This window comes from Streptomyces sp. NBC_00775 (assembly GCF_036347135.1).
In the GTDB taxonomy this organism is placed as follows: domain Bacteria; phylum Actinomycetota; class Actinomycetes; order Streptomycetales; family Streptomycetaceae; genus Streptomyces; species Streptomyces lutosisoli.
Genome location: NZ_CP108938.1, coordinates 36,367 through 62,552, shown reverse-complemented (window position 1 = coordinate 62,552; position 26,186 = coordinate 36,367). Strand labels below are relative to the sequence as shown.

The following is a 26,186-nucleotide window of genomic DNA, read 5'->3' as shown; positions in this document are numbered from 1 at the left end:
CTCTGTGTTGATCTGGTCCGGCTCCACGGTTTCGAACAACCGCGTTCCGCCTCTGTACTGCGAGCGTGGAACGGCCGTGGAGCCCCGTGCCCCGCAGAGGAGTGAAGTCGCTCAAATGGATGACCTCAAGGGCGGGGAGATGATGGCCTGATGCGGCACATCCTCAACGCATCGGGACGGCTGACGGACAGGGGGCGGCGCTTCCTCACTACACGGGCCCGCACCGTTCCTTTCCCCGCGCAGGACAACCCGGACGACACCGAGGTCATCGCCCGGCTCGCGCCGTTTCCCGAGGTGGACACCACGATGACGCTCGCCAGGCTCCGGCAGGCCCAAGACCGCTACGGCGGGCTGGTCTATCCCACCTCGGCCTGGTCGTTCCAGGAGGAGATTCGTTTCGAGCCGTGGCCGTACTACGCGGAAAGCGTGGACCACGGGCCGCTGACGGAGTTCATCGACCACGAGGTGGCGCACCCCTACTCCGTGATGCTGCGGAGCGACGGCGCGGTGGTGTACCGCTTCGCCGTAGACGTGGCCGTGTTCGCGGAGGCCGACGCGCTGATCGAGGCGGACGCACTGTACTGGGAGTGCGAGAGCTGGATCCCAGTGGTGGAGCCGAAGGTAGGGCAGTCCACCGCAGGGGTCAGGGAAGCGGCTTCACGGCTGTCTTTGATCCGAGAAGGTTCCGGGAACACGGAGTGGTGGTGGGAGTCCGATGGGTTTCGAGTACACCTGTGGCGGACGTTCGCGGAACTGTTTCAGCAGGAGAGGCAGGCCAAGTGGGGGCTGTGGGCTAGGGACGAGGCAGGCCTGCGGGCAGCCCATCGGTTCCTCGCAGGGAACAATCTTCGGTGACTTCTGCCGGTCCCCCCATGACAGTTCGTCTCAGACGATCTTGCGGACCAGATCGTCTGAGACCACGAGCGAATCGGAACCGATCAACTGAGACAAGGACCAGATCGGCAGAGAGGGGACACTGGCCCCCGTACGGGAGGGTGGGGCTTCCTTCTGTCCTGTGCCAGTGAACTTTGAGCGTGTGCCACAGAAGGTTGTCGCCGCCCTCATGCAGTGGCGGCGACGCTGTGCAAGAGGTCGTGGTCTTCGATGCTGATCGTGTGGTCACTCGTGGAGACGGCACCCACCTCGGGGAGTAGTCTCCGCACTGCCTTCTGCGCAGTGGGCTCCGTTGATCCGGCGAGAGCCGCCCACTCTGGCATGGTGATGGGAATCTCCCTTGTGGCGCCGACATGTTCGCCTTTGGCGATCGCCAAGTGTTGTAGCCGCTGCGCCACTCGCTGGGAGTCGACGCAACGCGCATCGGCGAAGCGGAGTCTGGCGGCCGTGGACCACCCTCCTCGCCGAGAACGCCGCCCTCCGTGACCAACTCGCCAAGCCCTCTGGCGTCGTCGTCCCACTGCCTCTCGCCCGTCGAGAGTGATGTGAACTCGGCCCAACTCGACGAGCTCGGCCGCCGGCCGCTGCACACCGCCGCCGACGCCACTCATCGCGTGTGAGGAGCCCAGGAACCACGGCGGCGCAGGGCGCGTTTCTTAAGTCACAGGATTTCGTGACCTGATGGTACGAATCTTCGGGCCGTCAGCTGGTCTGGCGGGCCCGTCAGCAGCGAAGGGGGAAGGCCGACATGACCCAGGGACGGAAGATCGCGGTCATCGTGCTGGCGGTGGTGGGAATCCTCTCCACGCCGCTGATCTGGCTGCTGGGCAGCCCCGGTGCCGGACAGCTGGCCGGCGCCTCCATCCAGGCCGCCGTCGCCATCGCGGCCCTGGTCTGGGCCCTGTTCCAGCACCCGTCCTCTACCAGCCCGACAGACAGGGCCACTCGAACCGGCAAGGCCAGCCGTGGCGGCGTCACCGGCATCAGGCGGCCCGGCGGCCGGGGGCGCGGCTCGGCCACAGCCAAGCGGACGGGAGAGGCCAGCGGCAAGAACTCCGTCTCCGGCATCGACTACTCCAACTAGGACACGCTCCCATGGCGAAACCGTCATCACACAAGGCGCGAGACGAGGCGCCTGAGCCATCAGTGACCGTGACGGACACCGGCAACGCCCAGGCCACTGACGACAGCACGGCCATAACCGGCTATCGCGGCCCCGCCCCGGGAACAAGCAACGCTCCCCATGCCCCGGCCCACCTTTCCGGCACCGGGAATGCGACCGCCGCCAACAGCGCAATCGCCAACACCGGCCACCTGTCCATCGGCACCCTGGCCCTGCAGCAGCGCGCTTCCCAGGAACCGGCTCCCTGGCCGCACCAAGTCGGTGTCATCCCGTCCGCGGCACGATCCTTCCAGCAGCGCGCCGAGGCGGACCGGCTGCGCACCACGGTCCAGCACGGCGGCACCGCCGTGCTGACCCAGCTGCTGACCGGCATGGGCGGTGTCGGAAAGACCCAGTTGGCCGCCGACTACGCCCGCGCCGCCTGGAACGACACCAGCACAGCAGACGGCCTGGACGTCCTTGTGTGGATCACCGCGAGCGCCCGTTCTCCAATCGTGACCGGCTACGCTCAGGCCGGCGTTGAGCTGTGCCGGGCCGATCCAGGCGACCCCGAGCAAGCCGCCAGCTCCTTCCTGGCCTGGCTCACCCCCAAGGCGGAAGCGGAGCCGTGCCGGTGGCTGATCGTCCTGGACGATGTCGCCGACCCCGCCGATCTGCGTGGCCTGTGGCCACCGGTCAGTCCTCACGGCCGCACCCTGGTCACCACCCGACGCCGGGATGCCGCCCTCGTCGGCCCCGGCCGCCACACCATCGAGGTCGGCCTGTTCACCCAGGAAGAAGCCCTCACCTACCTCACCACCTCCTTGACCGGCCGCGACGAATCCGCCGACGAGCTCACCGCTCTGGCAGATGATCTCGGACATCTGCCCCTGGCCCTCGCACAGGCCTCCGCCTACCTCATCGACACCGGCGAGACCGTGGCCGACTACCGTGATCTGCTGGCCGACCGCACTGCCGCCCTCGCCGACACCGCCCCCGATGCCCTCCCCGACGAGCAGGCGTTGCCCCTGGCCGCCGCCTGGTCGCTGTCTATCGACCGAGCCGACACCCTGCGCCCGGCCGGCCTGGCTCGCCCCATGCTCCACCTGGCCGCCCTGCTCGATGCCAACGGCATCCCTGAGTGGGCGTTCTGTGAGCCTTCGGGCGGGACTACGTTGGCGGGGACGCTGCCGGTCGGGGCAGGGTGAATAGGCCGGGCTCGGGTTCGGTGAGGATGCCGCGGTTGACGAGGCGTTTGAGCTTGGCCCGGGCGCCCTCGACGTGGCGGTTCTCGGTGCCGGAGCCCAGGGCTTCGCAGACGGCCTTGGCCCGCAGGCCCTGCTCGTCGTCCTCGAACAGGGCGAGAATCTGCCGGTAGGCGGACGGCAGTGGCTCGGGGCCGCCGGGGTCGCTGTCCTCGACGATCTCCAGGACGGTCTGGCGGGTGATGCCCAGCCGCTCCAACCGGCATTCCACGGCGGCGAGTTGCTCACCGAGCCGGGCGAGCTGATCCCGCAAGCGGTCAGCCTCTTCTCGCGCGGCGGCCTGCCGTGCCTCGATCTTGGCCGGCAGTTCACGCATGGACGGACTCGCCGGTGGGGGCCCTGGCCCCGGCCGGCAGCGGATCACGCCAGGTCGGGGTGGTCGTGCCGGTGATCCGGCGAGCCATCACGTCGGTCATCGACCAGTAGATCATCGAGACCGCGCTGGCAGGCAGTGCTTCGTAGTCGCGGGCCAGGCGGCGATGGATCAGGGTGCCAAAAGTCTGCTCGACCACCCACCGTTTCGGTATTGGCGCGAACCCCTTCGTCTGCGGATCACGCGAGACCACCTCGACGTCGATGCCCAGCGACCGGCCGTGCTCGACGACGGCGTTCTTGAACCCAGCATCCACCCAGCCCTTGGTCACCGACGGGTTTGCCGCGGCCACCTTGTCCAGCAGCGTGATTCCGATCGCGTTGTCGTGGACGCTCGCGGCGACCACGATCACGGCGATGAGCAGGCCGAGCACATCGGTGGCGATGCCCCGCTTGCGGCCCCGGCTCCTCTTGCCCGGATCCAGCCCGGTCGTCTCCTTGGGTGCATTGACCGAGGCGTGCACCGTCTGGGCGTCCATCACGATCGCGGACGGGTCCTCGTGCCGGCCCCTCAACTCGCGGACCTGCCAGCGCAGCAGGTCGTGGATAGCCTGATCGGTGCCGTCATCGCGCCACTTGCCGAAGTAGTAGTACACGGCGGTGTACGGCGGGAAGTCGTGCGGCAGGTAACGCCACTGGCAGCCGACCCGGGCCTGATACAGGATCGCGTTGAGGATCTCCCGCATCTCGTAGCGGCCCTCATGCCCGCTGACCGAGCGGTGCTGCCCCTTCCAGGACGTGATGACCGGCCGGATCAGCTCCCACGCCTCATCCGACAGATCACTCGGGTACGGCTGACGCCCGCCCATACCCATCAGCAGACCGCGCACCCGACCAACCGCAAGTCCTCAAACCGGACAACGACTCCGACGACTCACAGAACGCCCACTCAAGCTCCACAAAGGCGAGTTGAAACTCTCACCTCCGGCCTACTACCGCCACGGTCCGCCGTCAACAAACCACCGCTAGTGGTGCTGGGTTGGACATGAGGGCGTCACTGATCGGCCTGGCAGATATATGTTTCGCTCCTGAGTGGTGAGGTCACGGCGGACGGTGCGGCAAATCTTTTGGATCGCACCCGTGGGTGTGGAGAGGACTACATTCCACAACCGCACGGTCTTGTCAGTGCTGGCGGAGGCGAGGGTGCTGCCGTAGGGACTGAAGGCCACCGCATCCACAGTGCCGGTATGACCGGACAAGACGGTGCGGGGCACACCAGTGCCCGGATCCCATAGCCGCACCGTGAAGTCTGCGCTGGCGGAGGCGAGGGTGCGGCCGTTGGGACTGAAGGCCACCGCATCCACAGCGCCGGTATGCCCGATCAGGACTGTGTGGAGCTTGCCAGTGCCCACGTCCCACAATCGCACCGTGTGGTCAACGCTGGCGGTGGCGAGCGCGCGGCCGTCGGCACTGAACGCCACCGAATCCACTGCGCCAGTGTGCCCCGTCAGGGCAGTGGTGTTAAGTCTGCCAGTGCCCAGATCCCAGAGCTTCGCTGTCTGGTCGGCGCTGCCCGTAGCGAGGGTGCGGCCGTCAGGACTGAACGCCACCGCATCCACGGCGTCGGTGTGGCCGGTGAGGACGCTACGGGTTTTGCCCGTGCTGACATCCCACAGCCGAACTGTCTTGTCAGCGCTGCCCGTGGCAAGCGAACGCCCATCGGGACTGAACGCCACCGCATCCACGGCGTCGGTGTGGCCGGTGAGGACGCTACGGGTTTTGCCCGTGCTGACATCCCACAGCCGAACTGTCTTGTCAGCGCTGCCCGTGGCAAGCGAACGCCCATCGGGACTGAACGCCACCGCATCCACCCTGTCCGTGTGCCCGGCCAGTGTGACGCGGGTCGCACCGGTGGCGACATCCGAAAGCCGCACTGTGAGGTCGGCGCTGCCGGTGGCGAGGGTGCGGCCGTCGGGACTGAACGCCACGGCATCCACAGCGTCGGTATGCCCGGACAAAATGGTGCGGGTCGCTACAGCGCCCAGGTCCCAGAGCTTCGCTGTCATGTCGGCACTGCCCGAGGCGAAAGCGCGCCCATCAGGACTGAACGCCACCGAGTACACCTCGCCTGTGTGCCCGGCCAGGGTGGTGCGGGTCGTACCGCTGGCGACATCCCAAAGCCGCACTGTGAGGTCGGCGCTGCCGGTGGCAAGCGTGTGGCCATCAGGACTGAACGCCACCGAGTACACCACGCCCGTGTGCCCGATCAGGGCTGTGCGGGTCGTACCGCTGGCGACACCCCAGAGCCTCACTGTCTTGTCGGCGCTGCCGGTGGCGAGGGTGCGCTTATCAGGACTGAAGGCCACCGAATACACCGGGCCGAAGTGCCCGATCAGGGTGCCGATGGGCTTGCCAGTGCCTACATTCCACAGCCGCGCCGTGGAGTCGGCGCTGCCGGTGGCGAGGGTGTGTCCGTCGCGGCTGAACGCCACCGAGTACACCTCGCCCGTGTGGCCCCTCAGGATCCTGATGAGCCTGCCAGTTACAACATCCCAAAGCCGCACTGTGTGGTCGGCGCTGCCGGTGGCGAGCGTGTGGCCATCAGGACTGAACGCCACCGAATTCACTGCCCCGGTATGCCCTTTCAGGTTTCTACGGATCTCGCCAGTGTGGCCATCCCACACGCGTGCGATGTTGTCCCAACCGCCGGTAGCCACCGTCCCATCGCGGTTGAACGCCACCGAAAGAATCCCACTCGGGTCTCCCATCAGACTGATGACGGGCTTGCCGGTAACCACATTCCGCAGCCGCACCGTGTCACTGACGGTGCCGAGGATACGGCCGTCCGGACTGAATGCGACCGAATCCACCGAGTAGTCGCTGCTCAAGGGCCGATTCGGCGGGAGCGCCGCGGCAGTTTGCAGGACTGAGATGGCTTCGGAAGTGGGGCTCGTGCGGTAAGCCTGAATGGCCAGCAGCGAAGCGAGCTCCGGGTTTGTACTGATCAGCCCAGTGGACTGGGCGGCAAGCTGTTGGGACAGGCGGTGCAGGGCGGCCTGTCGTTCGTCGACTGCCGTCCGCCATTGCCAGAGGACGCCCGCTGCGGCGATGAGTGCGATGACCAGGAGGGACGCAAGGACCGAGTTGATGCGTCTGGTGCGCCGAGTGACGGCCTGCTGGCGTTGCTTGCTGGCTGAGAGGAACGCTGCGACGTCGCCCGGTACTCGACGCTGCCGTGACCAGTCAAGGCCTTCCGCGAGTGCTGTTCCGCCGAGCAGGTCTCCCGGGTTCTTTTCCGCAGCCCAGCGGGCCTGCCGGTCGCGGGTGCGGTTGAGCCAGTCCTGGAACCGGTGGTCCTGGTCGACCCAGGCGCGCAGTGCGCCCCAGTCACGGATAAGAGCCTCATGGATCAGTTCAGCCGCCGGCCGCCCGCCAGGCTCATCGACGTCCTCGGACGTGCGGAGGGTTTGAGTGGTGATGATGCGATGGTGTGTGAGGGCGGCGATGACGTCGTCGACGGCTTTGGCGCCGCCAGGTGTGTGACCGGGGTCGGTGGCCAGGTCGCGCAGGTCGTTGATGGGGACCTGCGCACGTACGGGGGGGACGTTGCGGCTGGGGTCGGCCGGGTGCACAAGTGAGATCAAAACCCGCCGGGCGATGGGCCGGTGATCGGGAGCAAGTTCAGTCAGCGCGCTGTCGCACCAGGTGGTAATGCTGCCGCTGACCGCTCCGATGCGCCGGTAAGCCTCGTGAGTGAGGAAGCCGTCCTTCCGTCGGCGCCACAACTGGCGGAGCGTCAGCTCCAGCAGGGGCAGCGCGGTGACGGAGGCCTGACGGGTCACGGCCGCCTCCGGGGCGCTGGCCAGGACGTCGGTGATGATCTGTTCGGGTAGTCCTGGCTGGAAACGAAGTCCCACGTCGCGGGAGGGCAGGGTGATGATGTCGTGCAGGTCGTGCTGGCTCAGGGTGCCGGGTACGTTCAGCAGCCCGGGCATTGCCAAGTCCAGCAGCTTGGGTGCCAGGGCGGCCAGTTGGGGATAGAAGTCGTCGCGCATGACCAGGATCACGCTGAGCTTGGCGTCCGATTCGGTCGCTGCGGTGATTTGGTCGGCGGCGGCCATGCGGAGCTGCAATCGACTGTTGGTCGTCTGGATGAAGAGTTCTTCAAACTGATCGATGACCAGCAAGATGCGCTGATATGCAGGCTCGGTCGCCAGTCTGCGGGTGGCTGCCGCGGCGATCCCGTCGGCGGCGGCCCCGGGGAGTCCGGCGCGCCCGACCTCGGCGAGCAGATCCTGCCTGGGCCGCACGAGGACGGGCAGCCACAGGTCGCTGCCCGGCAGCTCCCCCTCCGCCAGGGCACGAAGCACCCCGGCCTGAATCAGGGACGATTTGCCCGATCCGGATGGCCCGAGCAGCAGAGTCAGCCGTCGCTGCAGGGCCAGGTTGGTCACAACCTGCCGTACTGCGTCCTTCCGGCCGTGGAACCATTGTGCGTGGTCGGCGGTGAACGGCTCCAGTCCCAGGTAGGGGCATACCTCCTTCTCGGCCAGTTCTGGGATGATCTGCCGCAGGACCTGCGTCGGAGTGACGTAGGCAACCCCCTGTCCCCGCTCGTATGCGTCCGGGGCGGTGATCTCGGTGAGCATGCCGAGGACCAGGCCAGTCACCTCATCCAGCACCGGCCCGCCACTGAACCCAGTCGTGAGGTCATTGGCGTCGGTCAGCTGCAGATGCGCGCCTCTCCTCGCGGAGGCCGGCAGCAGTTCCCCCGCCTTACCGAAGCCGTAGTGTCCGTCCGACGGGGCCTGGGCGGGAAACCCGAACGAACGCACGTCGTGACCCCGGCACCCCTTGGCCGAGCCCAGCGGCAGCGTCCGCATGCCGGGCAGCGTTCTGCTCAGTCGGACGACGGCGACGTCCTCGTCCTCGGGGACACGCCAGAGCCGGTCCACAACGAGCCCCTCCAGCCCGTCTGCACCCTCCACGTGAGGGAACGCCAGCCGCACCTGCTGCCCGGGCCCGCCCCCCGCGGCCTGGACGACGTGCGCACAGGTGACCAGCACGCCCTCGGCCACCAGAAACCCGGCACCGGCCGCTCTGCCGTCCGGCCCGAGGACCTTGGCCACGGCAGCGGGCAGATCCGACGTCATGCCGTCGTACGAACTCTCTTGCGCGCCGTTCATGGGATCAGGCCGGGCTCTTCCAGGACACGGTCACCTTCCGGTGGCAGCCGGCCTGGCTCCTAGTGATCACGGCCCCGGCCGCGAAGGCGAGGTCGACCCCGAACTCGACCGTCACGTCGTCGGGCCGGGCCTTGCGCAGCCGGTCCAGTGCCGCGCCCGCAGCCTCGGTGACCGGTTCCAGGGCTTGCTGCAGAGTGCCCGTTGCCTCGTGAATGGCATCGCCGATACGGCCGGCCTTGACCGGCCCTTCCACTGCTGCGGGTGCCTCGACCAGAACGCAGCCGCCGCCCTCCAACGGAATACGCATTAGCGGTGCCAAGACGCCTCCTCCGCCTGTCGTGCTGGGTCACCAGCGATCCCGGCCACCAATCTCATGTCTGACATATGCCGCACCGAGCGCTGTACGACAGCAGTGCCGCAACGAAAGCGAGGGCCAGGCCTTGAGTGGGAGTCTGACCACATCGAATGTCTTATCCGATCACGCATGAAACAGCGATGCCTGATCGTTTCTCTGTGGTCGGGTCCACTCCCCTGGCTGCATGACGCCCTGTCTGAGCCCTTCTGGCGCCCCGGTTATGACTCGCAAGGAGAATGCCGGCCTCCCACAGAGTCCGCCGCCGAAGGCCGAGCGGCGCCCCGGTCCCGCTCCTCGCTTTCGGCGGCGAACTGTACTGGGACGGCCGCTTCACCGCCTGCCCCTGAGCCGACCACGGCTCGGTGCGGACTTCCACAGCGTCGCGCGGTTCGACGAGCGGCTCGGATGGAACACCGAAATACCCGGCTTCGCCGCTGTCGTCGGCTACCTCGACGACAGCCCGATTGGCTACGCCTACGGTTGCACGCTGCAGGAAACCACTCGCTGGTGGAGCGGCTTGCGCACGCCGGCCGCCGATGGTGCGACCAGCGAGACCGGGGCCCGGACATTCGCGCTCTCTGAGCTCATGGTCGTCGAGAAGGTTCGCGGTACCGGCGCCGCACGACAGATCCATGACGAGCTGCTGCAGGGGCGGCCCGAGGAGCGGGCGACGCTGCTCGTTGAGCGAGACCATCCCAAGGTGCGCGCACTTTACGAGGCTTGGGGCTACGCGTGGCTCGGTGAGGTGCTGCCCTTCCCGGACGCGCCACTGTACGACGCTCTCGTCCTCCCGTTGGTCCACAGATGACGAAGGGCCCCTTCTCGCACACGTGAGAAGGGGCCCTTCGTCCAGTGTCCGGTCGTACAGGGGGAGATCAATATGTGTGTTGGCGGGCGGTGAGTGCCTGCCAGCGTCGTTCGAAGCTGCTGAGGTGTCTTTCGAGGTCGGTTGCGTGGATGGGTTTGTTGTATTGGGCGGTGATGCCGCGTTGGGTGAGTTCTTTGACGAGTTGGTCGATGGATGGATTGTCGGTGATGGTGCGGTGCTGAGCCCATGTTGTGTAGATGCGGAATTGGAGGAAGTAGCGGGCTAGCGTTCTTGGTTTGATCGGCTGGTCTTCCCGGTCCAGAATCCCGTCTTGTGTGAGGCGGGCGGACAGTTCGCTGCCGTCTGGTTCCCTTTGGTGCTGTTGCTGGAAGTCGTGCCAGGCCACGTAGTAGCGGTCGACCGGGCTCAGTTCGCCAGCCTGGGCTGTCTGCTGGTCTTCGCGCGGGTTCTCGATGGGCGCGAAAGTGTCCTCTTTTAGGCGGGGTTGCGGTCTCTGCTGGGCGGGCAGAGCCCGGGCGGCGGCGGGTGCTGTCTGCCGACCATGGGTGTGAGGGGGACCGGCCGTGGCCGGGTTGTTGTGTTCGCTGGCGGGGGAGTGGGGCAAGCGCGGGGATGTCAGGGACAGGTGATGCTCCGCCGGCCGCGCTCGGCTGTTGGTGGGGGAGTGGCTGTGCTGGGGTGAGCTCGCTGCTTCATGTGCCGGGCTGGGCAGGGGGTTGGGCTTCACGGATGGGGTGTTGCCGCCTGCTGTGGGCGGGGATGCGCCGGCAACCAGTACTGGTTCGATGCCAGCCGCCGCCAGGCCCGAGGGGGCCGTCTCCGCCAGGGGGACGCCGTAGCGTGCCAGGCGCAGGGGCATCAGGGACTCCACCGGGGCTTTGCGGCCCCATGCGCGGCCGAAGCGGGAGTGGAGGCGGGCCTGGTAGACGAGACGGTCCTGCTCCAGCTTGATGACCTGCTCGTAGGAGCGCAGCTCCCACAGCTTCATCCGGCGCCACAGCAGGAACGTCGGAACCGGGGAGAGCAGCCAGCGAGTGAGGCGGACACCCTCCATGTGCTTGTCCGCGGTGATGTCCGCGATGCGGCCGATTGCGTGGCGGGCCGCCTCGACCGAGACCACGAACAGGACCGGGATGACGGCGTGCATGCCGACGCCCAGCGGGTCCGGCCAGGCCGCCGCGCCGTTGAACGCGATCGTCGCGAGGGTCAGCAGCCACGCCGTCTGGCGCAGCAGCGGGAAGGGGATGCGGATCCAGGTGAGGAGCAGGTCCAGGGCCAGCAGGACGCAGATTCCCGCGTCGATACCGATCGGGAACACGTACGAGAAGTTCCCGAAGCCCTTCTTGATGGCGAGCTCACGGACGGCGGCATACGAACCGGCGAAGCCGATTCCCGCGATGACGAGCGCACCGGCGACGACCACGCCGATGAGAATGCGGTGCATCCGTGTGAGGCGTACTGGCTTGGTCATAGGCCGTGTGCTTGTCTGCCGTCGGTTGGGTGCAGGACGTGGTTGATGAGTTGTTCGGTCTCGAATTCCAGTGAGACATCGAGCGTCCGGTTGACCTGCTGGATGCGGGAGATGGCCGTGTGCAGCCCTCGCCGGTTTCCGGCCGCGTGTTCGATCCGGAGCCAGTCCCGGTACAGCAGCTCCGCCGTGTCGTCGACGTCGAGACCGGTGGCGACGGCCTGGCGGGCGGCGGTGAGGTCGTGGTGCGGTCCCGCGGGAGTGCGGTAGGTGGCCACGGTGTGTGTCACGTCGATGATCCGCGTGACCATCTCCTGCTGGTAGGGCTCAGCCCACGGCAGGGGTTTGCCCCCGAACGGCTTGCCCCGCACCAGAGTGAGCGCCTTCTCCAATTCGCTCAGGCCGGCCGGTCCTTGGGGCAGCGCGCGTTCGACGAGCTGCAGGAAACGGGTCCAGTCGCAGCGCACGCCGTCGGAGAGCCGGTAGGGGTCCTCGCCGGACCTGCGGCGCGGCACGTAGAGGCCGCCGGCCTGCGGCTTCTCATTTTGGTGTCACCAGTGGTTCTCATCTGGATGTCGTGCATCTCTACTGGTCAGAGCGCAGAAGTGGTGACATCAAGTGAGGAGTCTTGGTGACATCGTGTGAGAATCCCCAGCGCACTGAAATGAGAAGGCCGTAGGAGTGGCTATCTGACCTGCTATTTTGTGCTTTGACCTTGCTAGGTGAGAGCCGTGCGTGATGGCTGAGAAGCCTGATCCCCAAGGACCGCCGCTGGGGGCGAATGAACCCGAGCGCTGTGACCGGGCATTACAGGTTGCTGTGTCCGTCCGCCGGCTGATCAGCCATCACCGTCCCGCTGAGGGCCGGGACGAGCTCACGGGCCGGGACCGAGTGAGAGTACGCAAGCACAGTGCTCCGACGGTTTGTCCGTAGTGACAGACCCCCACCTGTGTGGGGAAGACGACGCCGCGAAGGCAGAGCTCTCCATCGACCCGGAGAGACCCCCACGCGTGTGGGGAAGACGAGCTGCGACTTCAGCCCCATCACGTCGATGTCGACAGACCCCCACGCGTGTGGGGAAGACGTCTTCCCTCTGGGGCAGGGGGTGTTGAGCCGGGGACAGACCCCCACGCGTGTGGGGAAGCCCAGCCGGGCGGCGTCGACCAGGACGTCACCATGGACAGACCCCCACGCGTGTGGGGAAGACTCCTCCTATTCCGGCTGCAGGCCGGCCACGCCGGACAGACCCCCACGCGTGTGGGGAAGACCCTTGCTCACCTGTGGTTTTGGAGACCGGTAGGGCATTTTTTGGTCACTTTACATGACTTGGCCGTGCTGGTGAGAGCCGCTGCCTGGCGGCGGTTGCCTTTGGTGGTTCGGCCTGAACTGCCCGATCGGTAGGTGGATTTGGGATCGCCACTAGCGCGGTAGTTGCGCTCACCTGTGGGGTTTCTTCCGTTGGGCGCGGGTTGACCGGCGGGGTTGCTGGCGGGCTGTAGCCGGCGGCCGGTGCTGAACGGAGGGTGCGAGCTGGAGGTGGACGGATACGAGTCCTGCGGCGAGGAGGCCGTTGTCGCTGGCGCTGTTGATGTGGCGGCCCAGTTCGGCGGGTGAGGCCATGAGTCGCCGGTGCGTGGGGGAGTCGTGGAGGGCGAAGCCGTAGCCGAAGTAGACCACCGCGCTATGGCGGGAGCGGGCCGCCTGTCGCCATTGGCTGGAGGCCTGCACGGTCGCGCGGGCGATGACGGTGCCGTCGTCGTGTTCGAGGGTCAGCTGCTGGCCGGTCAGCATGAGGGTGAGGTGCTGGGGTGAGATGAGGGTGGGCTGCGGTCCGGCCAGTCGGCGCAGGCCCTTGTCGCAGGCTCGGTGGACCTGGAGCTCGATGGACTTGCCGGTGTTGGGGGAGGTGGCGCCGACCATCTTGTGGGGTTGCAGGATGGCCAGAGCCTTCGGGCCGGGCAGGAACTTTCGGGCTTCCGGCAGGAGGAGGTCGATGGTGGAGCGTCCGGCGAGGCTGCCGTAGACCGGATCTGTGGACAGCGACAGCACCGCGTGGCAGCGGGCTGCCTCGTAGGCGTCTTTGACTGTTGGATCCCGTTCGAGCGAGGGCAGGTCGGTGGCCAGGATGGCGTCTCCCTCCTCCTGGTAGTGGCGGTGCACCGTCTCACCCATCACGGCCGCCAGCCGCGGCATCAGTCCGGAGTAGATCCGCTCCCACACGTTGTCCGGGTCGTAGGGTTCGGTGAACGTCTTGTCGTTGAGCCGGCTCATCTGCTCCAGGAACCCTTCGTCCTGGGAGCTTCCGTTCATGGCCCGCCAACTGTCGTGCACCACCTGCAGCAGGATGAACCGGGCCTCATCGGTGGCCGTCTCGAGCGCCGGATTCTCGGCGATGCTGGTTTCCTTCAGCAGCCGTCCCAGCAGTTCCACTGCACGCTGTTCTCCTTGGGTCACCCACGTCCAGGCGCAGTGGCAGCCGACGTTGTGCACCAGGTGGTGCAGGGCGAATCCGTACAGTGTGCGGGGGCCGGCATAGGGCAGGAAGTCGCTGAGCGCGGCATCGGCCTGCTCCCACTTGTCCTGTAGGACGAGCGCCTCGATGAGGAGGCGTTTGAGGTCGGCCGTGGCCCGCGACCATGGATCGGTGCTCCTGGTCAAGGCTGTTGCTGCGGCGTGTTCGGCGCGTTCGCCTTTGCTGTGTCCCAACAGGTCCTGGATGGCGAGGAGGTCTTTCGTCGCCTGCGTTGACTCGGTGGGGGGCAGTGCATCTGCCAGGACACGGAAGTCCTCCAGCAGCTGCGCGAGCGCAGGGTCCGGCTCGTCGCGCAGGTGCCTCTGCAGGATCCGCGATGCCTCGGCTGCGAGGTGGGCGACGGGCTCGGGCGGCGGCCCGTCGAGCCGGCGGAGGTAGGACAGCACGGGCAGCAAATGGGCAGAAATGCGGTGGCCGGCGTCGGCCTGCTTGCGCAGCTGGGTGAGGTGCGCGAGCAGGGTGTGCGTCTGGGCGGCCATCCCCTCGTCCGGGTCGCCAGCTCGTGCCAGCCATTCCAGCTCAAGCTCCAGCAGGGCGTGGGCGGCGTCGTACTGGCCGTGAGCATGGTGAAACGCTGCCAGATTGCCCATGAGCAGGGCCGTGTACCCGTCGGCCGTGTGTGTTGAGCGGATGTGCCCGACCAGCGCGGTGGCGTGCTGGGCCAGTTCCCAGGTCCGTTCGGCCTGCCCGGAGAGCAAGGCCCCGCGCAGCCAGCGGTCGGTGTGGCAGGCCACGTGCGCCAGACCCGCAGCTACGTCTGACTGCGACAGCCCCAGGTGTCGGGCCAGGATGTCCTGCAGCACCGCGTTCATCGACACGGTGTCCTCACTGCCGGGAAATGCCTCCTTGCGGGCTGGTAGCGGCTCGTCGTACCGGACAAGGGAGACATCGGTCAGTTCGCGGATGACCTCGCGCACCGGGACCTGCGCCTCGTCGAACACCACCCATCCGGGAGCCGGCGGCAGGTCTGTGGGGCCGACGAACGTGCTCGCCAACGCTAGATGCACCGGTGCCCGGCGCGGGGCGAGCCAGCACAGTGCGGCCACCGTGGCCAGGGTTGGCTGTAGCAAGCCACGGGAGCGGGCACTGCTGATCAGACGCTCGGTGCTCAGCGCGACGGCCGCCGCCAGCGTCCGCGGATACCCGGCAGGCACCAACCGCTCATCGTCCGCGGCCCGGTGGATCAGCGTATTCGTGTAGGCGGGAAGCCGGTCCAGGCCGATACCGCAGGTGACCAGATAGCCGCAGGCCACCTCGATCGCCAGCGGCCAGCACTCCAGGACCTGGGCCAGCCCGGACAGCGACGACGCGTACTGCTCAACCTGGCCCTCACTCAAGTCCAGCCGCAGCTGCACCAAGCGGAGTGCTTCCTCGCTGCTCATCGGGCTCAGATCGATGCGCCCTTGCACACCGTGCCAGTGGCCGCCCAGAGTGGTGACAATGATCCTGCCCCGCCCGCTACGTGGTATCCAGGCACGGGCAACGGGCGCACTGGCGTCGTCGAACACCATTAGCCACGGCCCCGGCAGGGACTGCAACTCGGCATGCACCCGCTCGCGCACCAGCCGCGGATCCCGCACCTCGGCCGGTTCCTCACTGCCGGTCAGATGTGCCAGCACGCGGGCAAACGACGCGACCAAGGCCTCCTCGCTCTCGGCGTCTACCCAGAACACCGCGTCATAGCGGAAGGCCTGATCAGCGATGTGTGCCGCGGCCAGGCTCGACTTGCCCAGTCCCGACAGCCCGGTGATGACACACGTTCGGATGCCCACGGCGCCGTCCCCACCGGAAGAGAGGATCTCTCCGATTCCATCGACGAGATCCGCGCGCTCAACCTCAGGAAGGGGCGGCATCTGTCCGTAGACGATCCCGAGCTCGTGCCGGCCGACAGCTGAGGTCAGTTCCTCGTCGCTGACCAGCACCGACCGGCGAAACTCCCGCACGTCCCAGTGCGCCAGGTCAGGGTCGGCCGCCCGGCGCATGACCTCGGCCACCAAGTGGCCCAGCACCAGCCCCCCGGCCCTGTGCGACAACCCCTGCCCGGCATGCTCCCGTTCGGTGCGCAGCGCATTGTGGAGATCCTCACGCAACTGCCCGTCGCTGCGGCCATCGAACTCGATCCCCGCACGCCCCAGACGTTCCCAGTGCTCCTCGGACAAAGCCTGACAGATACCCCACGCGGTCGGCGCCCGAACCAGAAGCTCCCGCAAGTCCGCTTTGAGCAGAGGAACATCACCGCCATGACGGCGCAACACCTCAGCCAGCCGCAGACATCCTTCGTCCGGCGCAGCCGAGGTGATCAACCGGTACTGCTCGGCCTCGAAACCGGTGACCAGATGCACCAGCACCGTCACCGCCTCTCGCGCCCTCACAGTCCGCCCCGCTCCGGCGCTCTTCACCTGTACCGCCATCAACGAGCGGCCAGCGGCGTCGGCCAGATCGAAATCGACCGAATCCACATGCTGGAGCGACACCGCGTTCCCAGGCCCCTCGATACGGCACCCAGCTGCTTCGCCGTTCCGCACACTGGCCAGCAGCGCTTCCACCGTGCGCAGATACTGGTACTGGAATCCGCGAGCAGCAACCCGCCCACCGTCGAACGCCACGCAAACCCCCTGCGCTGAAGCCGACTTGTCGCCGTAAGACTAGGCACGGGGTCTGACAACGGGTGTCCACACAGCAGGATCTGCGACGGCTTTCGGCCTCAGGTCGCTGCAGGCTCACGCGCTATGGATAGGCCCCCAACTGTGCGGGGAACACGCGGTGGGCTGGATTGGGTGGGCCCAGTTCACCGATAGACCCCCACGCGTATGGGGAAGACGGCGTGAGGGTCAGCCGGTAGGGACCGGCGTACGAAAAACCCCCACGCGTGTGGGGAAGACTAACGACAACTCCCGATTCGTCGACGAGGCCACGGAAAGACCCCCACATCTGTGGGGAGAGCAACTCGCGCAGGCAGGTGTTGACGGCCAGGGTCGACAGACCCCCCACGCGTGTGGGGAGCCCTCGCTGCGGCCACACGGACGGAGGGGTCTGGTGGAAAGACCCCCACGCGTGTGGGGAACCCCAGTTACCCGCCCTCACGCCGTAGATGGCCGGGGAAAGACCCCCACGCGTGTGGGGAACCCAGATCGTGCCGGCCGTTGAGCCGGGCGGCCTCGAAAAGACCCCCACGCGTGTGGGGAACCCCCTCATTCACCTGCGAGTTTGAAGATCAGCCAGCCGATTTTTGCCTACTTTAGCCGAGTTGGCGGGACGACAAGTCCCTGGACTGTCTCCCACGTGCGTGGGGAGAACCTGAAGAGCGTGCTGCTGGCCTGGGCCTTCGTGGACAGACCCCCACTGGCGTAGGGAAGGCCGCGCATCGCTCAGCTCGCCGCCCTGCTGTACGGCTGACCCCCACGCGTGTGGGGAGCGCCCTCGCCCGCCTGCAGGTTCAAAGATCTACGGGACGAGTTGCTCGCTTTACCCGGGCCGATGATACCGGGGTAGCGCGCCTGTGAAAGTGCTTTGCCCCGAGCGGTTGCAGTGCGAGAACGAGGTTTCGGTCGAAAGTCTTGTGGCGTTCGCCTATGAGTTCGCATGCCATGCCGCCGCGCGCGGGCCTCCTATGGGGCAACCGCTCGTACGTGGGGAACGGTGGGCACATGCACGATGGCGTCATGACCAGCAGTAATAGATCCTCACGGAGTGGGGACGTCTCGCCCCGGAGAGACTCCGGCACCGTGGTCGAAGAGCCCGCCCGGGCGGCCGGTGGCCGGGGTGGTGATCACAACAGGGCAGGATGTCTTAACGCAACGGTTCTAGGCGGTAGTTGGAGTGCGGAGGGTGATTGTGGGGGTACGGGAGGACGCCCGGTTCGGTGGGATTGACCTGACGCCGTGGGGCAAGTTCGACCGGGGTCTGCTGGCGGTGTATCCGCTGTTGTTTCACCTGCTGGATACCGCGGCGATCGCTGGTGAGGTGTGGGACCGGTTCTTGACGTGCGGGCAGCGGCAGTTGATTTCCGCAGGGCTTGGGGTGGCGGTGGCGGAGGCCCGCTGCCTGGTGATGTTCATCGCTGGCCTGCATGATCTGGGCAAGCTCTCTGCTTTCCAGGAGCAAGAGGAGCATCCGTGGGCGCGGGTGAGCGAGGCGCTGCGCGCGGACACTGCTGGCTGGCGGCGCATGCGGCATGAGCGGGCTTCCATGCACGGTGTGCTGCAGCTCCTGGCGGAGGCCGGTTACCCGGTCGGCACCTCGGACAGCCCTGGGGTGCGGGTGGCGCAGATGCTGGGCGGCCATCACGGCCGGTTCCTTCAGCTCGACCTCGACGGTGCGGCCCAGGCGGCGCGGGTCAATGGCGCGTTGGGCGGCCCGCTCTGGCAGGACCTGCGGCGCCGCTACTTTTTCCTCCTGCGGCACCTGACCGGTGCCACCGCGGTGCCCGCCAGGGTCTCGGTACCGGCCGCGGTACTGATCACCGGTGTCGGAGTTGTCGCGGACCGGCTGGCCAGCCAGCGCCACTACTGGCTGCCCAAGGCGCAGGCGCCCGCCTTCGGTGCCGGCGAGCACTACGCCCAGGCCGTCAAGGATGCCGCGGCCGTGCTCGACCAGTCGGGTCTGGCCCGCATCACCCTGCCCGACACCTCGTTCGCCCAGGCCCACCGCGGTGTCGCGCAACCGAACGACCTGCAGGCCTCCCTGATTCGGCAGCTCACCGCCGTCGTGGGGGAGAAGGGGCCGGGCATCGTGGTGGTCACCGATGCCACCGGTGGCGGCAAGACCATCACCGCTCTGGAAGCCGCCCGTATCTTCAACGCCGGGGGCGATACGGCTGGCATCGTCTGGCTGCTGCCGACGACCGCCACCACGGACGCCGCCTACGACGTGCTTGAGGCGTATGTGGCCGCGCACCGCCCCGAGCATGCCCCGGTCTCCCTGGTGCACAGCTACGACTATCTCAACACCGCCTACACCGACCACCGCCTCGCCGCCCACGAGCCGTCCACCACCGACGAGTTCTGGCCCGACGATCTCGGCGGTGGAGAAGGCGACGGGGAGGGGACGGCGCAGCGGCCCGAGAAGCGGGTGACCGTGCCGGACGGCTGGCTGCGCGGCTGGGACCGCGCGCTGCTGGCCCAGTTCACCGTCGCCACCGTCGACCAGGCCCTCATGGCCGCGCTCCCAGTCCGCTTCAGCATGCTGCGCCAGCTGGCTTTGTCCGGGCGGACCGTCATCGTGGACGAGGTGCACGCCCTGACCCCGTTCATGCAGCAGATGCTGGGCCGCCTGCTGAACTGGCTGGGGGCACTGGGCTGCCCCGTCGTCCTGCTGTCCGCCACCCTCCCGGCCCGCACCAGCAACGAGCTGGTGCGCAGCTACCTCGCCGGAGCAGGCCACTCCCGCACCGTGCTCGCAGACCGGGACTGGACGCCCGCCTACCCGGGCTGGCTGTTCGCCGCGGCCGCCGACGCCTCACTCACCCGCATCGACCCGCAGGCGGCCGACGAGCATGCCCGGCGCTTTCGCCGCACTGCTGAGATCCGTCTCTACCCGGTACGCCACGACACGCAGACCGACCCCGGCAATGCGCCCGCCCGCGAGAGCCGACTCGAGCGCATCACCGCCGAGATCGCGCCCGTCGTTGAGAACGGCGGCTGCGCCGTCGTGGTGTGCGCGACCGTGGCCGACGGACAGCGCACCTACCAGCACCTCCACGACATGCTGGACTGGCAGGGCGGACCTAACGACCAGCTGGTGCTGCTGCACGCCCGCCTGCCCGGCCACCAGCGAGAGACCCTTACCCGCCATATCCGCAGCCGCCTCGGACGCACCGGCGAACGCCCCGCCCGCCTCGTCGTCGTGACCACCAGCCTTCTCGACATGAGTCTCGACGTCGACGTCGACGTCATGGTCAGCGACCTCGCCCCCTGCACACCCTCCTGCAACGCCTGGGCCGCCTCTGGCGCTTCGAGCACCTGTGGGGCCCCGCGTCCAGCCGCAGACCCGCCTGGCTGCGCCGGCGCACGCACGCCCGGCTGATCGTCCTGCAGCCCACCGGCCATGAGGGCGACACGCTCCTCCCGGCCGCCTGGCGCACCCTGGACCCTCCCTTCCTGCCCCACGCCACCGCCGCCTACCTGGCCCGCCAGCCCGAGGGCACCCTCACGCTCAACCTGCCCGACGACGTCCACCACCTGGTCGAAACCGTGCATGGCGACGCCGAAGACCTCGCCCGCACCGCACCCGCCCTCGAACACCGCTACCGCGCCTATCAGACCCGACGCCGCGTCGAGGAACACCGCAGCGCCCTGCACCTCATCCCCACCCAACGACACACGCTCGCGCTGGCCGACCTGCACCGACAGCGCCTTAACGCCCGCGACGCCGCCACCCGCCTGGGCATCATGCCCCGCCGCCTCCTGCCCCTCTACCGCACCCCGGCCGGCCGCTTCGCCCTCGATGCGGACGGCGCCCAGCTGCTCTCCCTGGACCGGGAGCCGACCCTCGCGCAGATCCGCACCATCCTGCGGCACACCCTGCCCGTTCCCGCCGCCTGGGTCGCCGACCTGCGCCGCGAACATCACGCCCCCACGGCCTGGCAGAAGCACGCCCTGCTCGCAGACCTGGTGCTGCTGCCGCACACCGCCGCCCACCCCCACGAGGCCGTGCGCTTCGGCCGCCACACTCTGCGCCTCGACCCCGTGCTGGGACTGGTTCACGGCAGGGAATGAATGCCTCGTCGCCGGCCGTGCGAATGTGTCGTCTCTGCCAGACAGCTGACCTGGACGTCCCACCCCGTCCGCCCCGTTCTGCGAAAGCACGTGCGGTCAAGTGCGCACGGAGCCAGGCAAGTTGCGCTCTTGAGCCGGTGATGACGACTCAAAAGAGGTGGACCCGCCGGTAATTAAAAGGTGAACGGTGTGGTTCGGAGAACTGTCGGCGCTGGCTAATATGGAAATGTGGCAACGGGGCGCACGTTTGAACCCGTCGTCACGCATTCCCTCCTGCGCTGCCGCGTTGGTAAGCACCGCACCCCCTGGTGCTCTACCGGCGGCAACTCCGGTCTCCTGGGCGCGACTTGACCGTCGCCTGCATCCTTACCGGACCGGCGGCCTTCTGCTGCTGCCTGGTTGCCGTCACACGACGGACCAGCCCCAGTACTGACAGGGAAACCCTCTCCCTCACCGTTCCCGCCATTTCTTCTGCCCGGCATTTGGAGCGCCTCTGTGCCTGCGCCGTTATACCCAACGGACAAAGAGCCCTGTATTCCCGCCCTGTTCCTCGACGGGCACCAGGAATACCTGGGATGGCGCGAGCTGCTGCTGCGCGCCCACGAAATCGAGGATCTGGCACTGCCCCTGCCACCGGCAGCCTCCGCGGTGCTGCGCCTGCTGATCGCGATCGTGGCCCGCACGACGGGGCTGGACGATCCGGAGATGGGCGTGGGGGAGTGGGCCGCCCGCCGCCGCGCGCTGCTGAAGGAACCCGACGGCTTCGACGCCGACGCGATCCACGGCTACTTCGAGAAGCACACCTGGGACCTGTTCGATCCCGCACGGCCCTTCCTGCAAGACCCCAGGCTGGCCGTGCAGTGCAAAGACCGGGCCGGAGTCAACAAACTGGTCTTCGGCCGCCCAGAGGGCAACAACCTGGCCTGGCTGAGCCCACACACCGACACCGACCCGCAGCCCGTCCCCAGCGCACAGGCACTGTGGCACCTGCTCATCCACCACTACTACGGCGCTTCCGGCACATGCTCCGTGCGCGCCATCGGAGACCGGCGCCTCGGCAACGCAACGGCCGGCCCCTTACGCTCCACCCTCTCCTTCCACCCCCTGGGCCGCACCCTGTACGAAACGCTCCTCGCGGGCCTGCCCAAACCCGCCGACCACTGGCCCGACGCAACAGACCGGTGCCCGTGGGAAGAACCCGAACTGCCGGACCCACTGGCACCGCCGCCCGCAGTGACCTGGCCGGGCCGGCTGCTGACCGGCCGCTCCTGCCACGCCCTCCTCCTGATCCCCTCCGCAGACGGCCGACAGGTCACCGACGCCTACGTGACCTGGGCGACCGAGACCAAACTCCTCGCCACAGACCCGTTCCTCATCCACCACCTCGACACGAACAAACCCGTCAATGAACGCCACAAGCCCCGCCGCGCGGACGCCGACCGCGCCCTGTGGCGCGACCTGGACGCCCTCCTGCTCGCCGGCGACGAAACCTCCACCGTCCAACGCCCCGACGCCTTCACCACTCTCAACGACCTGCCCCCCGACCTGCGCGCCCGCCTCCGTGTCCGCGTCCACGGCTTTGACCAGGAAGGCCGGACCAACAACCGCACCTGGTACACGGCCCTGACCCCGCCGATCTGGCCCTGGACACAGGAACACGACCCGGACACCGCGGAGAGGATCGCCGAATGCCGGATCGCGGCCGAAGACATCGGCACACGCCTGGACGAGGTCTCCCGCCAGGCCTGGCGCACCGTCACCACACCCTCCACCGCAACCCACCGCAGCTCCAGACCCCCCAAACGGCTGCCTGCATGGACGAAGCAAGCCCGCGCCGCGTACTGGCCCCGCGCCGAGACCGTCTTCTGGCGCCTGCTCGAGCACCCCGACCACAACGCACGGGCAGCGTTCGCCGCCGAGGCCGTCGCCGTGCTGCAAGACGTCACCCGCCCGGCGATCACCCAGCACTTCCTCACCGCCCGCGCGGTCGCCGCAGCGGTAACCGAACTGCGCCGCCCGCCGCACCCCACCCCCCGCCGCACCTCCTGACACCCCCTGCCGGCCACCGCCTTCACCAGACGCCCTCCGCACCGAGGAACTCCCCTTTGCCCACGCTCACCACCGCGCAACGCCGCGCCCACTACGACGACTTCGTCGCCGAGGTCATCGAGCTGTGCTCCCTCAACGGCGTCCGAGCCGACCTCGCCTCCGGCCGGGGACGCCCCGTCGAAGAATGCGAGCGGATGCAGAAATACCTCTCCGCCCGGACCGCCCGCTTCGGTGCCCGCCGCGCGCACTACACCGTCGCCAGCCTCATCGCCATGCAGCGCCACCTCGCCCACGAAGACGGCCCCTACACCCCGGAGTCCGCTCACCCCGCCCCCGACGGCCCAGCCGACGATCCGCTTCTGCCGGACATCGAGAACGCCTCCCAGCGGCAGGAACCGCTCCGGGCGCCCGCCCCGGGCGCCACGGCGGCAGACGATCCCGCACCAGGGCAGAAGACACCCGGACCGCACTGGCGGGCCCGCCCGAATCTCGGTACCACTCTGGCCCTCGCCGTGGGCCGCCACGGCTTCAAACAACCCCGCATGGACGACCGCGTCAAAACCCTCACCCGGCTGTCCACCCCGCTGCTGCACCCCCGGCTGTGGACCCTGGCCGCCCACCTGAGCAGCCGTCATGCCGCCCGCCTCGACTTCGCCGTCCTGCTGGAAGACCTGGCCTGGTGGGACGACGACCGGTTGCACACCGCCGCCCGCTGGCGCGATTCCTACTTCCAGACCCTCGACCGCCTCGCGTCCCAGGAAGACTGACATGACCCCCTACGCACCCGCCCGCTACATCGACCTGCACGCCCTGCACCCGGTACCCGCCTCGCTGCTCAACCGAGGGGAGGACGACGAGCCCAAGACACTGCTGCTGGGCGGCGCCGTCAGAGGGATGGTCTCCTCGCAGGCCTGGAAGCGGGCCATCCGCCTCATGCTGGAGGAGGAACTCGACGAACACGCCGCCCGCACCCGCATGCTTCCCCTGCGCGTGGCCGACGCCCTGAGCGAGACCGGCTGGCCGGCGGAGCTGGCCGCCTTCGCCGGCGCCCAGATCGCCCGCTCAGCCAGCAGAGAGGGCCTGAAGACCGAAGAAAACCAAGGCGGCATCACCTCCGCCCTCCTCTACCTGCCGCGCGACACCCTCTCCGACATGGTCGACCTGTGCCAGGAACACCGACCGCAGCTGGAAGAGGCCCGCACCCAAGCGGTCGCCGCTGCCGCCGAGTCCAAGGGCGGCCGCAAAAAGCCCAAGGACAGCACCGTGCCCGCCGTCCTGCCCACCCGCACGGTCGCATCCCTCATCAAGCGACGGACGGCCACCATCAACCTGTTCGGCCGCATGCTCGCCGAGCTCCCCGGCGCCCACGTGGACGGCGCCGTGCAGATGGCCCACGCCTTCACCGTCCATCAAAGCGACCCGCAGCCCGACTACTTCACCGCCGTCGAGGACTGGGCCGCCCCGCACGACACCGGCAGCGCGCACCTGCAGACCGGCTTCTTCACCACTGGCATCCTCTACCGCTACGCCACCGTCAACCTCACCGAACTCACCCGCAATCTGGACGGCGACGACGACCAGGCCCTGTGCCTACTGGCCCTGTTCACCGAGGCGTTCATCGAAGCCCTGCCCCAGGCGAAGAAGACCTCCACCGCCCCGCACACCCTGCCCCACCTGGTCCACTACGCCATCCGCGACCGCCGCCCGGTCTCCTACGCCGCCGCCTTCGAACAGCCCGTCAAACACGCTCGCGGCGGCGGCCACACCCAGCCCGCCGTCCACGCACTGTCCCAGCACGCCGACGCCCTCAACCGGCTACTGGGCGACCGCCGCCGCATCACCCATGGCTACGCCACCCTGCAAGACACCCCCGTCGACCACATCGGTACCGCCCACACCTCCTTCCAGGACCTGACCGACGCCCTCACCAAAGCCGCCGCCCAGCCGTCCCCCTCACGGTCGGCCGCATGAACGGCATCCTGCTGCGCCTGGCCGCCCCGCTCATGGCCTTCGGAGAACACGCCGCCTTCCGCTACCGCGACACCGTCGCCTTCCCCACCCGCTCCGCCCTCATCGGCCTGTTCGCCGCCGCCGACGGCCGCCCTCGCGAACAGGCCCTGACACCCGACCCGGCCACCGGGACTGTCCCCTACGCCGACCTGCGCTTCACCGTCCGCATCGACCGACCCGGCCACCGCCACACCGATTACCACACCGCCGGCGGAGGCCGCCCCCACAAACAGGGCCTGTCTACCAGCAGCGGCAACTACCGCAGCCAGAAGGCATCCACCTTCATCAGCCACCGCGTCTACCTGGCCGACGCCGTCTTCACCGTCGCCGTCCAAGGACCCGACCCGCTCCTGGAAAAGATCACCAGCCGCCTGGAGCAGCCCGCCTTCGCCCCCTACCTGGGGCGCCGCGCCTGTGCCCCCGACGAACCCCTCGTCCTGCGCGGCCCGCATCCCGACCCCGTCCACGAACTCCTGACCCGGGCCCCGCTCAGCCTTCCCGCCCCACCCCGCCCCGAACAGGACACCGTGCCGGCCGACTTCGTCTGGGAGCACCCGCCTGTGCACACCCCTGCCGCCAACGTGCACCGCGAACTCGCCGACGTACCCGTCGACTTCACCCCCACCCGGCGCTTCCACCACACCCGCCGGGTCTGGCGCACCACCGAACAGCTGCCCGCCACCCTGTACGCCGCCCAGCCCACGATCAACGCCCTGGCCGCCTACATCCAGCAGGACACCCCCCGATGAGCCTTCAGACCGAACCCGACACCAGCACAACAACCCTGATCCGCATCCACCTCAACCTCCGCAACCCCGACGTCCGCCGCGACCTGGCCCACCCGGGCAGCCTGCACAAGACGATCATGCTGCTGGCCCCCGAAGGACTGGGCGAACACCCCCGCCAGCAGGCCGGACTGCTCTTCCGCCTCGAACACGCCACCCGCCACACCCCGCCCACCCTGCTCGTCCAGTCCCAGCTGCCGCCCGACCTCACCCGCCTGCCCGCCACCTACGGCAGCGCCGAAACCCGTGACCTCACCCCCATGCTGACGGCCCTCACCCCCGGCCGACGCGTGCGCTACCGCATCACCGCCAACGCCAGCGCCCGCCGCCAATGCACCGACAGCGACCCCTTCTTCGACACCGAGACCAAACCCCGCCACACAGACGTACCCCTGCACGGCGACGACGCCCTCACCTGGTGGAAGCGCAAAGCCACCCACGCAGGACTCGCCCTGCACAGCACCGCCCTCACCCCTGTACGCCGATCCCGCCACCCCGTCACCAGACAGCACGGCGGCGACAAGCAACCAGACGTCTTCCGGCACGCACTGACCCGCTTCGACGGCCTCGCCACCATCACCGACCCCGACCAACTGCGCCACGCCGTACTCACCGGCATCGGCCGCGGCAAGCCCTACGGCGCCGGCCTGCTCTCCCTCGCCCCCGCCTGACCCACCCCCAC

The 26,186-nt window shown here is 68.3% G+C and carries 18 protein-coding genes, 1 pseudogene and 1 CRISPR repeat array; of the genes and pseudogenes, 12 read left to right on the top strand and 7 right to left on the bottom strand.

Features of this window, described 5'->3' with window-relative positions:
* Positions 1 to 150: 150 nt before the first annotated feature.
* From OIC96_RS00215 to OIC96_RS00200, 4 genes are all read left to right on the top strand, one after another.
* On the top strand, positions 151 to 855 hold the full coding sequence (locus OIC96_RS00215; protein WP_330309909.1) for a hypothetical protein: 705 nt from the start codon (positions 151 to 153) through the stop codon (positions 853 to 855).
* A 521-nt stretch (positions 856 to 1,376) separates the two neighbouring features.
* Positions 1,377 to 1,514, top strand: coding sequence for a hypothetical protein (locus OIC96_RS00210; protein WP_330309910.1), 138 nt, complete (start codon positions 1,377 to 1,379; stop codon positions 1,512 to 1,514).
* A gap of 128 nt (positions 1,515 to 1,642) precedes the next feature.
* Entirely contained in the window at positions 1,643 to 1,978 is a 336-nt protein-coding gene (locus OIC96_RS00205; protein ID WP_330309911.1) for a hypothetical protein, read from the top strand.
* Positions 1,979 to 2,040: 62 nt separating this feature from the next.
* Positions 2,041 to 3,204: an NB-ARC domain-containing protein gene (locus OIC96_RS00200; protein WP_330309912.1), complete on the top strand. Its 1,164-nt coding sequence runs from the start codon at positions 2,041 to 2,043 to the stop codon at positions 3,202 to 3,204.
* On the opposite strand, the gene OIC96_RS00195 is transcribed toward OIC96_RS00200, so the two are convergent.
* The 4 genes from OIC96_RS00195 to OIC96_RS00180 form a co-directional block, all read right to left on the bottom strand.
* Positions 3,167 to 3,577: a hypothetical protein gene (locus OIC96_RS00195; protein ID WP_330309869.1), complete on the bottom strand. Its 411-nt coding sequence runs from the start codon at positions 3,575 to 3,577 to the stop codon at positions 3,167 to 3,169. The genes OIC96_RS00200 and OIC96_RS00195 overlap by 38 nt on opposite strands.
* Positions 3,570 to 4,442, bottom strand: coding sequence for an IS5 family transposase (locus tag OIC96_RS00190; RefSeq protein WP_330309913.1), 873 nt, complete (start codon positions 4,440 to 4,442; stop codon positions 3,570 to 3,572). The genes OIC96_RS00195 and OIC96_RS00190 overlap by 8 nt, the downstream gene beginning before the upstream one ends.
* Before the next feature lie 156 nt (positions 4,443 to 4,598).
* Positions 4,599 to 8,759: an nSTAND1 domain-containing NTPase gene (locus OIC96_RS00185; RefSeq protein ID WP_330309914.1), complete on the bottom strand. Its 4,161-nt coding sequence runs from the start codon at positions 8,757 to 8,759 to the stop codon at positions 4,599 to 4,601.
* A 4-nt stretch (positions 8,760 to 8,763) separates the two neighbouring features.
* Positions 8,764 to 9,078, bottom strand: a complete 315-nt coding sequence (locus tag OIC96_RS00180; protein ID WP_330309915.1) for a CU044_2847 family protein — start codon at positions 9,076 to 9,078, stop codon at positions 8,764 to 8,766.
* 256 nt (positions 9,079 to 9,334) lie between these two features.
* Here OIC96_RS00180 and OIC96_RS00175 point away from each other — a divergent pair, with 256 nt between their 5' ends.
* On the top strand, positions 9,335 to 9,922 hold the full coding sequence (locus tag OIC96_RS00175; RefSeq protein WP_330309916.1) for an N-acetyltransferase: 588 nt from the start codon (positions 9,335 to 9,337) through the stop codon (positions 9,920 to 9,922).
* 67 nt (positions 9,923 to 9,989) lie between these two features.
* On the opposite strand, the gene OIC96_RS00170 is transcribed toward OIC96_RS00175, so the two are convergent.
* The 3 genes and pseudogenes from OIC96_RS00170 to OIC96_RS00160 form a co-directional block, all read right to left on the bottom strand.
* Positions 9,990 to 11,414 (bottom strand): DUF2637 domain-containing protein, encoded by a 1,425-nt coding sequence (locus OIC96_RS00170; RefSeq protein ID WP_330309917.1) that lies wholly within the window; start codon positions 11,412 to 11,414, stop codon positions 9,990 to 9,992.
* Positions 11,411 to 11,938 (bottom strand): annotated as a pseudogene (locus OIC96_RS00165) (bacterial transcriptional activator domain-containing protein); the annotation flags it as partial. The pseudogene OIC96_RS00165 and the gene OIC96_RS00170, both read right to left, overlap by 4 nt.
* Before the next feature lie 407 nt (positions 11,939 to 12,345).
* A CRISPR array of direct repeats spans positions 12,346 to 12,677; the repeat unit is 26 nt; unit sequence GACAGACCCCCACGCGTGTGGGGAAG.
* 171 nt (positions 12,678 to 12,848) lie between these two features.
* On the bottom strand, positions 12,849 to 16,550 hold the full coding sequence (locus OIC96_RS00160; RefSeq protein WP_330301547.1) for a hypothetical protein: 3,702 nt from the start codon (positions 16,548 to 16,550) through the stop codon (positions 12,849 to 12,851).
* Between the two features lie 1,228 nt (positions 16,551 to 17,778).
* Here OIC96_RS00160 and OIC96_RS00155 point away from each other — a divergent pair.
* The 7 genes from OIC96_RS00155 (at position 17,779) to cas6e (ending at position 26,175) form a co-directional block, all read left to right on the top strand.
* Positions 17,779 to 19,968, top strand: coding sequence for a CRISPR-associated endonuclease Cas3'' (locus tag OIC96_RS00155; RefSeq protein WP_330462111.1), 2,190 nt, complete (start codon positions 17,779 to 17,781; stop codon positions 19,966 to 19,968).
* A gap of 167 nt (positions 19,969 to 20,135) precedes the next feature.
* Positions 20,136 to 20,660: a hypothetical protein gene (locus tag OIC96_RS00150; protein WP_330462110.1), complete on the top strand. Its 525-nt coding sequence runs from the start codon at positions 20,136 to 20,138 to the stop codon at positions 20,658 to 20,660.
* Positions 20,661 to 21,155: 495 nt separating this feature from the next.
* Positions 21,156 to 22,709: a type I-E CRISPR-associated protein Cse1/CasA gene (gene casA, locus OIC96_RS00145; protein WP_330301545.1), complete on the top strand. Its 1,554-nt coding sequence runs from the start codon at positions 21,156 to 21,158 to the stop codon at positions 22,707 to 22,709.
* A 56-nt stretch (positions 22,710 to 22,765) separates the two neighbouring features.
* The gene (locus tag OIC96_RS00140) at positions 22,766 to 23,476 is read left to right on the top strand and encodes a type I-E CRISPR-associated protein Cse2/CasB (RefSeq protein WP_330301544.1); all 711 of its coding nucleotides are present in this window, start codon (positions 22,766 to 22,768) and stop codon (positions 23,474 to 23,476) included.
* 1 nt (position 23,477) lies between these two features.
* Positions 23,478 to 24,680 (top strand): type I-E CRISPR-associated protein Cas7/Cse4/CasC, encoded by a 1,203-nt coding sequence (cas7e, locus tag OIC96_RS00135; RefSeq protein ID WP_330301543.1) that lies wholly within the window; start codon positions 23,478 to 23,480, stop codon positions 24,678 to 24,680.
* The gene (cas5e, locus tag OIC96_RS00130) at positions 24,677 to 25,468 is read left to right on the top strand and encodes a type I-E CRISPR-associated protein Cas5/CasD (RefSeq protein WP_330301542.1); all 792 of its coding nucleotides are present in this window, start codon (positions 24,677 to 24,679) and stop codon (positions 25,466 to 25,468) included. Before cas7e ends, cas5e begins: the two co-directional genes overlap by 4 nt.
* Positions 25,465 to 26,175: a type I-E CRISPR-associated protein Cas6/Cse3/CasE gene (gene cas6e / locus OIC96_RS00125; RefSeq protein WP_330301541.1), complete on the top strand. Its 711-nt coding sequence runs from the start codon at positions 25,465 to 25,467 to the stop codon at positions 26,173 to 26,175. Before cas5e ends, cas6e begins: the two co-directional genes overlap by 4 nt.
* The last annotated feature ends 11 nt before the right edge of the window (positions 26,176 to 26,186 follow it).

Coding starts and splice junctions, on each gene's coding strand:
- OIC96_RS00215 (WP_330309909.1), top strand. CDS start 151: ATGCGGCACATCCTCAACGCATCGGGACGGCTGACGGACAGGGGGCGG.
- OIC96_RS00205 (WP_330309911.1), top strand. CDS start 1,643: ATGACCCAGGGACGGAAGATCGCGGTCATCGTGCTGGCGGTGGTGGGA.
- OIC96_RS00195 (WP_330309869.1), bottom strand. CDS start 3,577: ATGCGTGAACTGCCGGCCAAGATCGAGGCACGGCAGGCCGCCGCGCGA.
- OIC96_RS00190 (WP_330309913.1), bottom strand. CDS start 4,442: ATGGGCGGGCGTCAGCCGTACCCGAGTGATCTGTCGGATGAGGCGTGG.
- OIC96_RS00185 (WP_330309914.1), bottom strand. CDS start 8,759: ATGAACGGCGCGCAAGAGAGTTCGTACGACGGCATGACGTCGGATCTG.
- OIC96_RS00175 (WP_330309916.1), top strand. CDS start 9,335: ATGACTCGCAAGGAGAATGCCGGCCTCCCACAGAGTCCGCCGCCGAAG.
- OIC96_RS00170 (WP_330309917.1), bottom strand. CDS start 11,414: ATGACCAAGCCAGTACGCCTCACACGGATGCACCGCATTCTCATCGGC.
- cas7e (WP_330301543.1), top strand. CDS start 23,478: ATGACCCCCTACGCACCCGCCCGCTACATCGACCTGCACGCCCTGCAC.
- cas5e (WP_330301542.1), top strand. CDS start 24,677: ATGAACGGCATCCTGCTGCGCCTGGCCGCCCCGCTCATGGCCTTCGGA.
- cas6e (WP_330301541.1), top strand. CDS start 25,465: ATGAGCCTTCAGACCGAACCCGACACCAGCACAACAACCCTGATCCGC.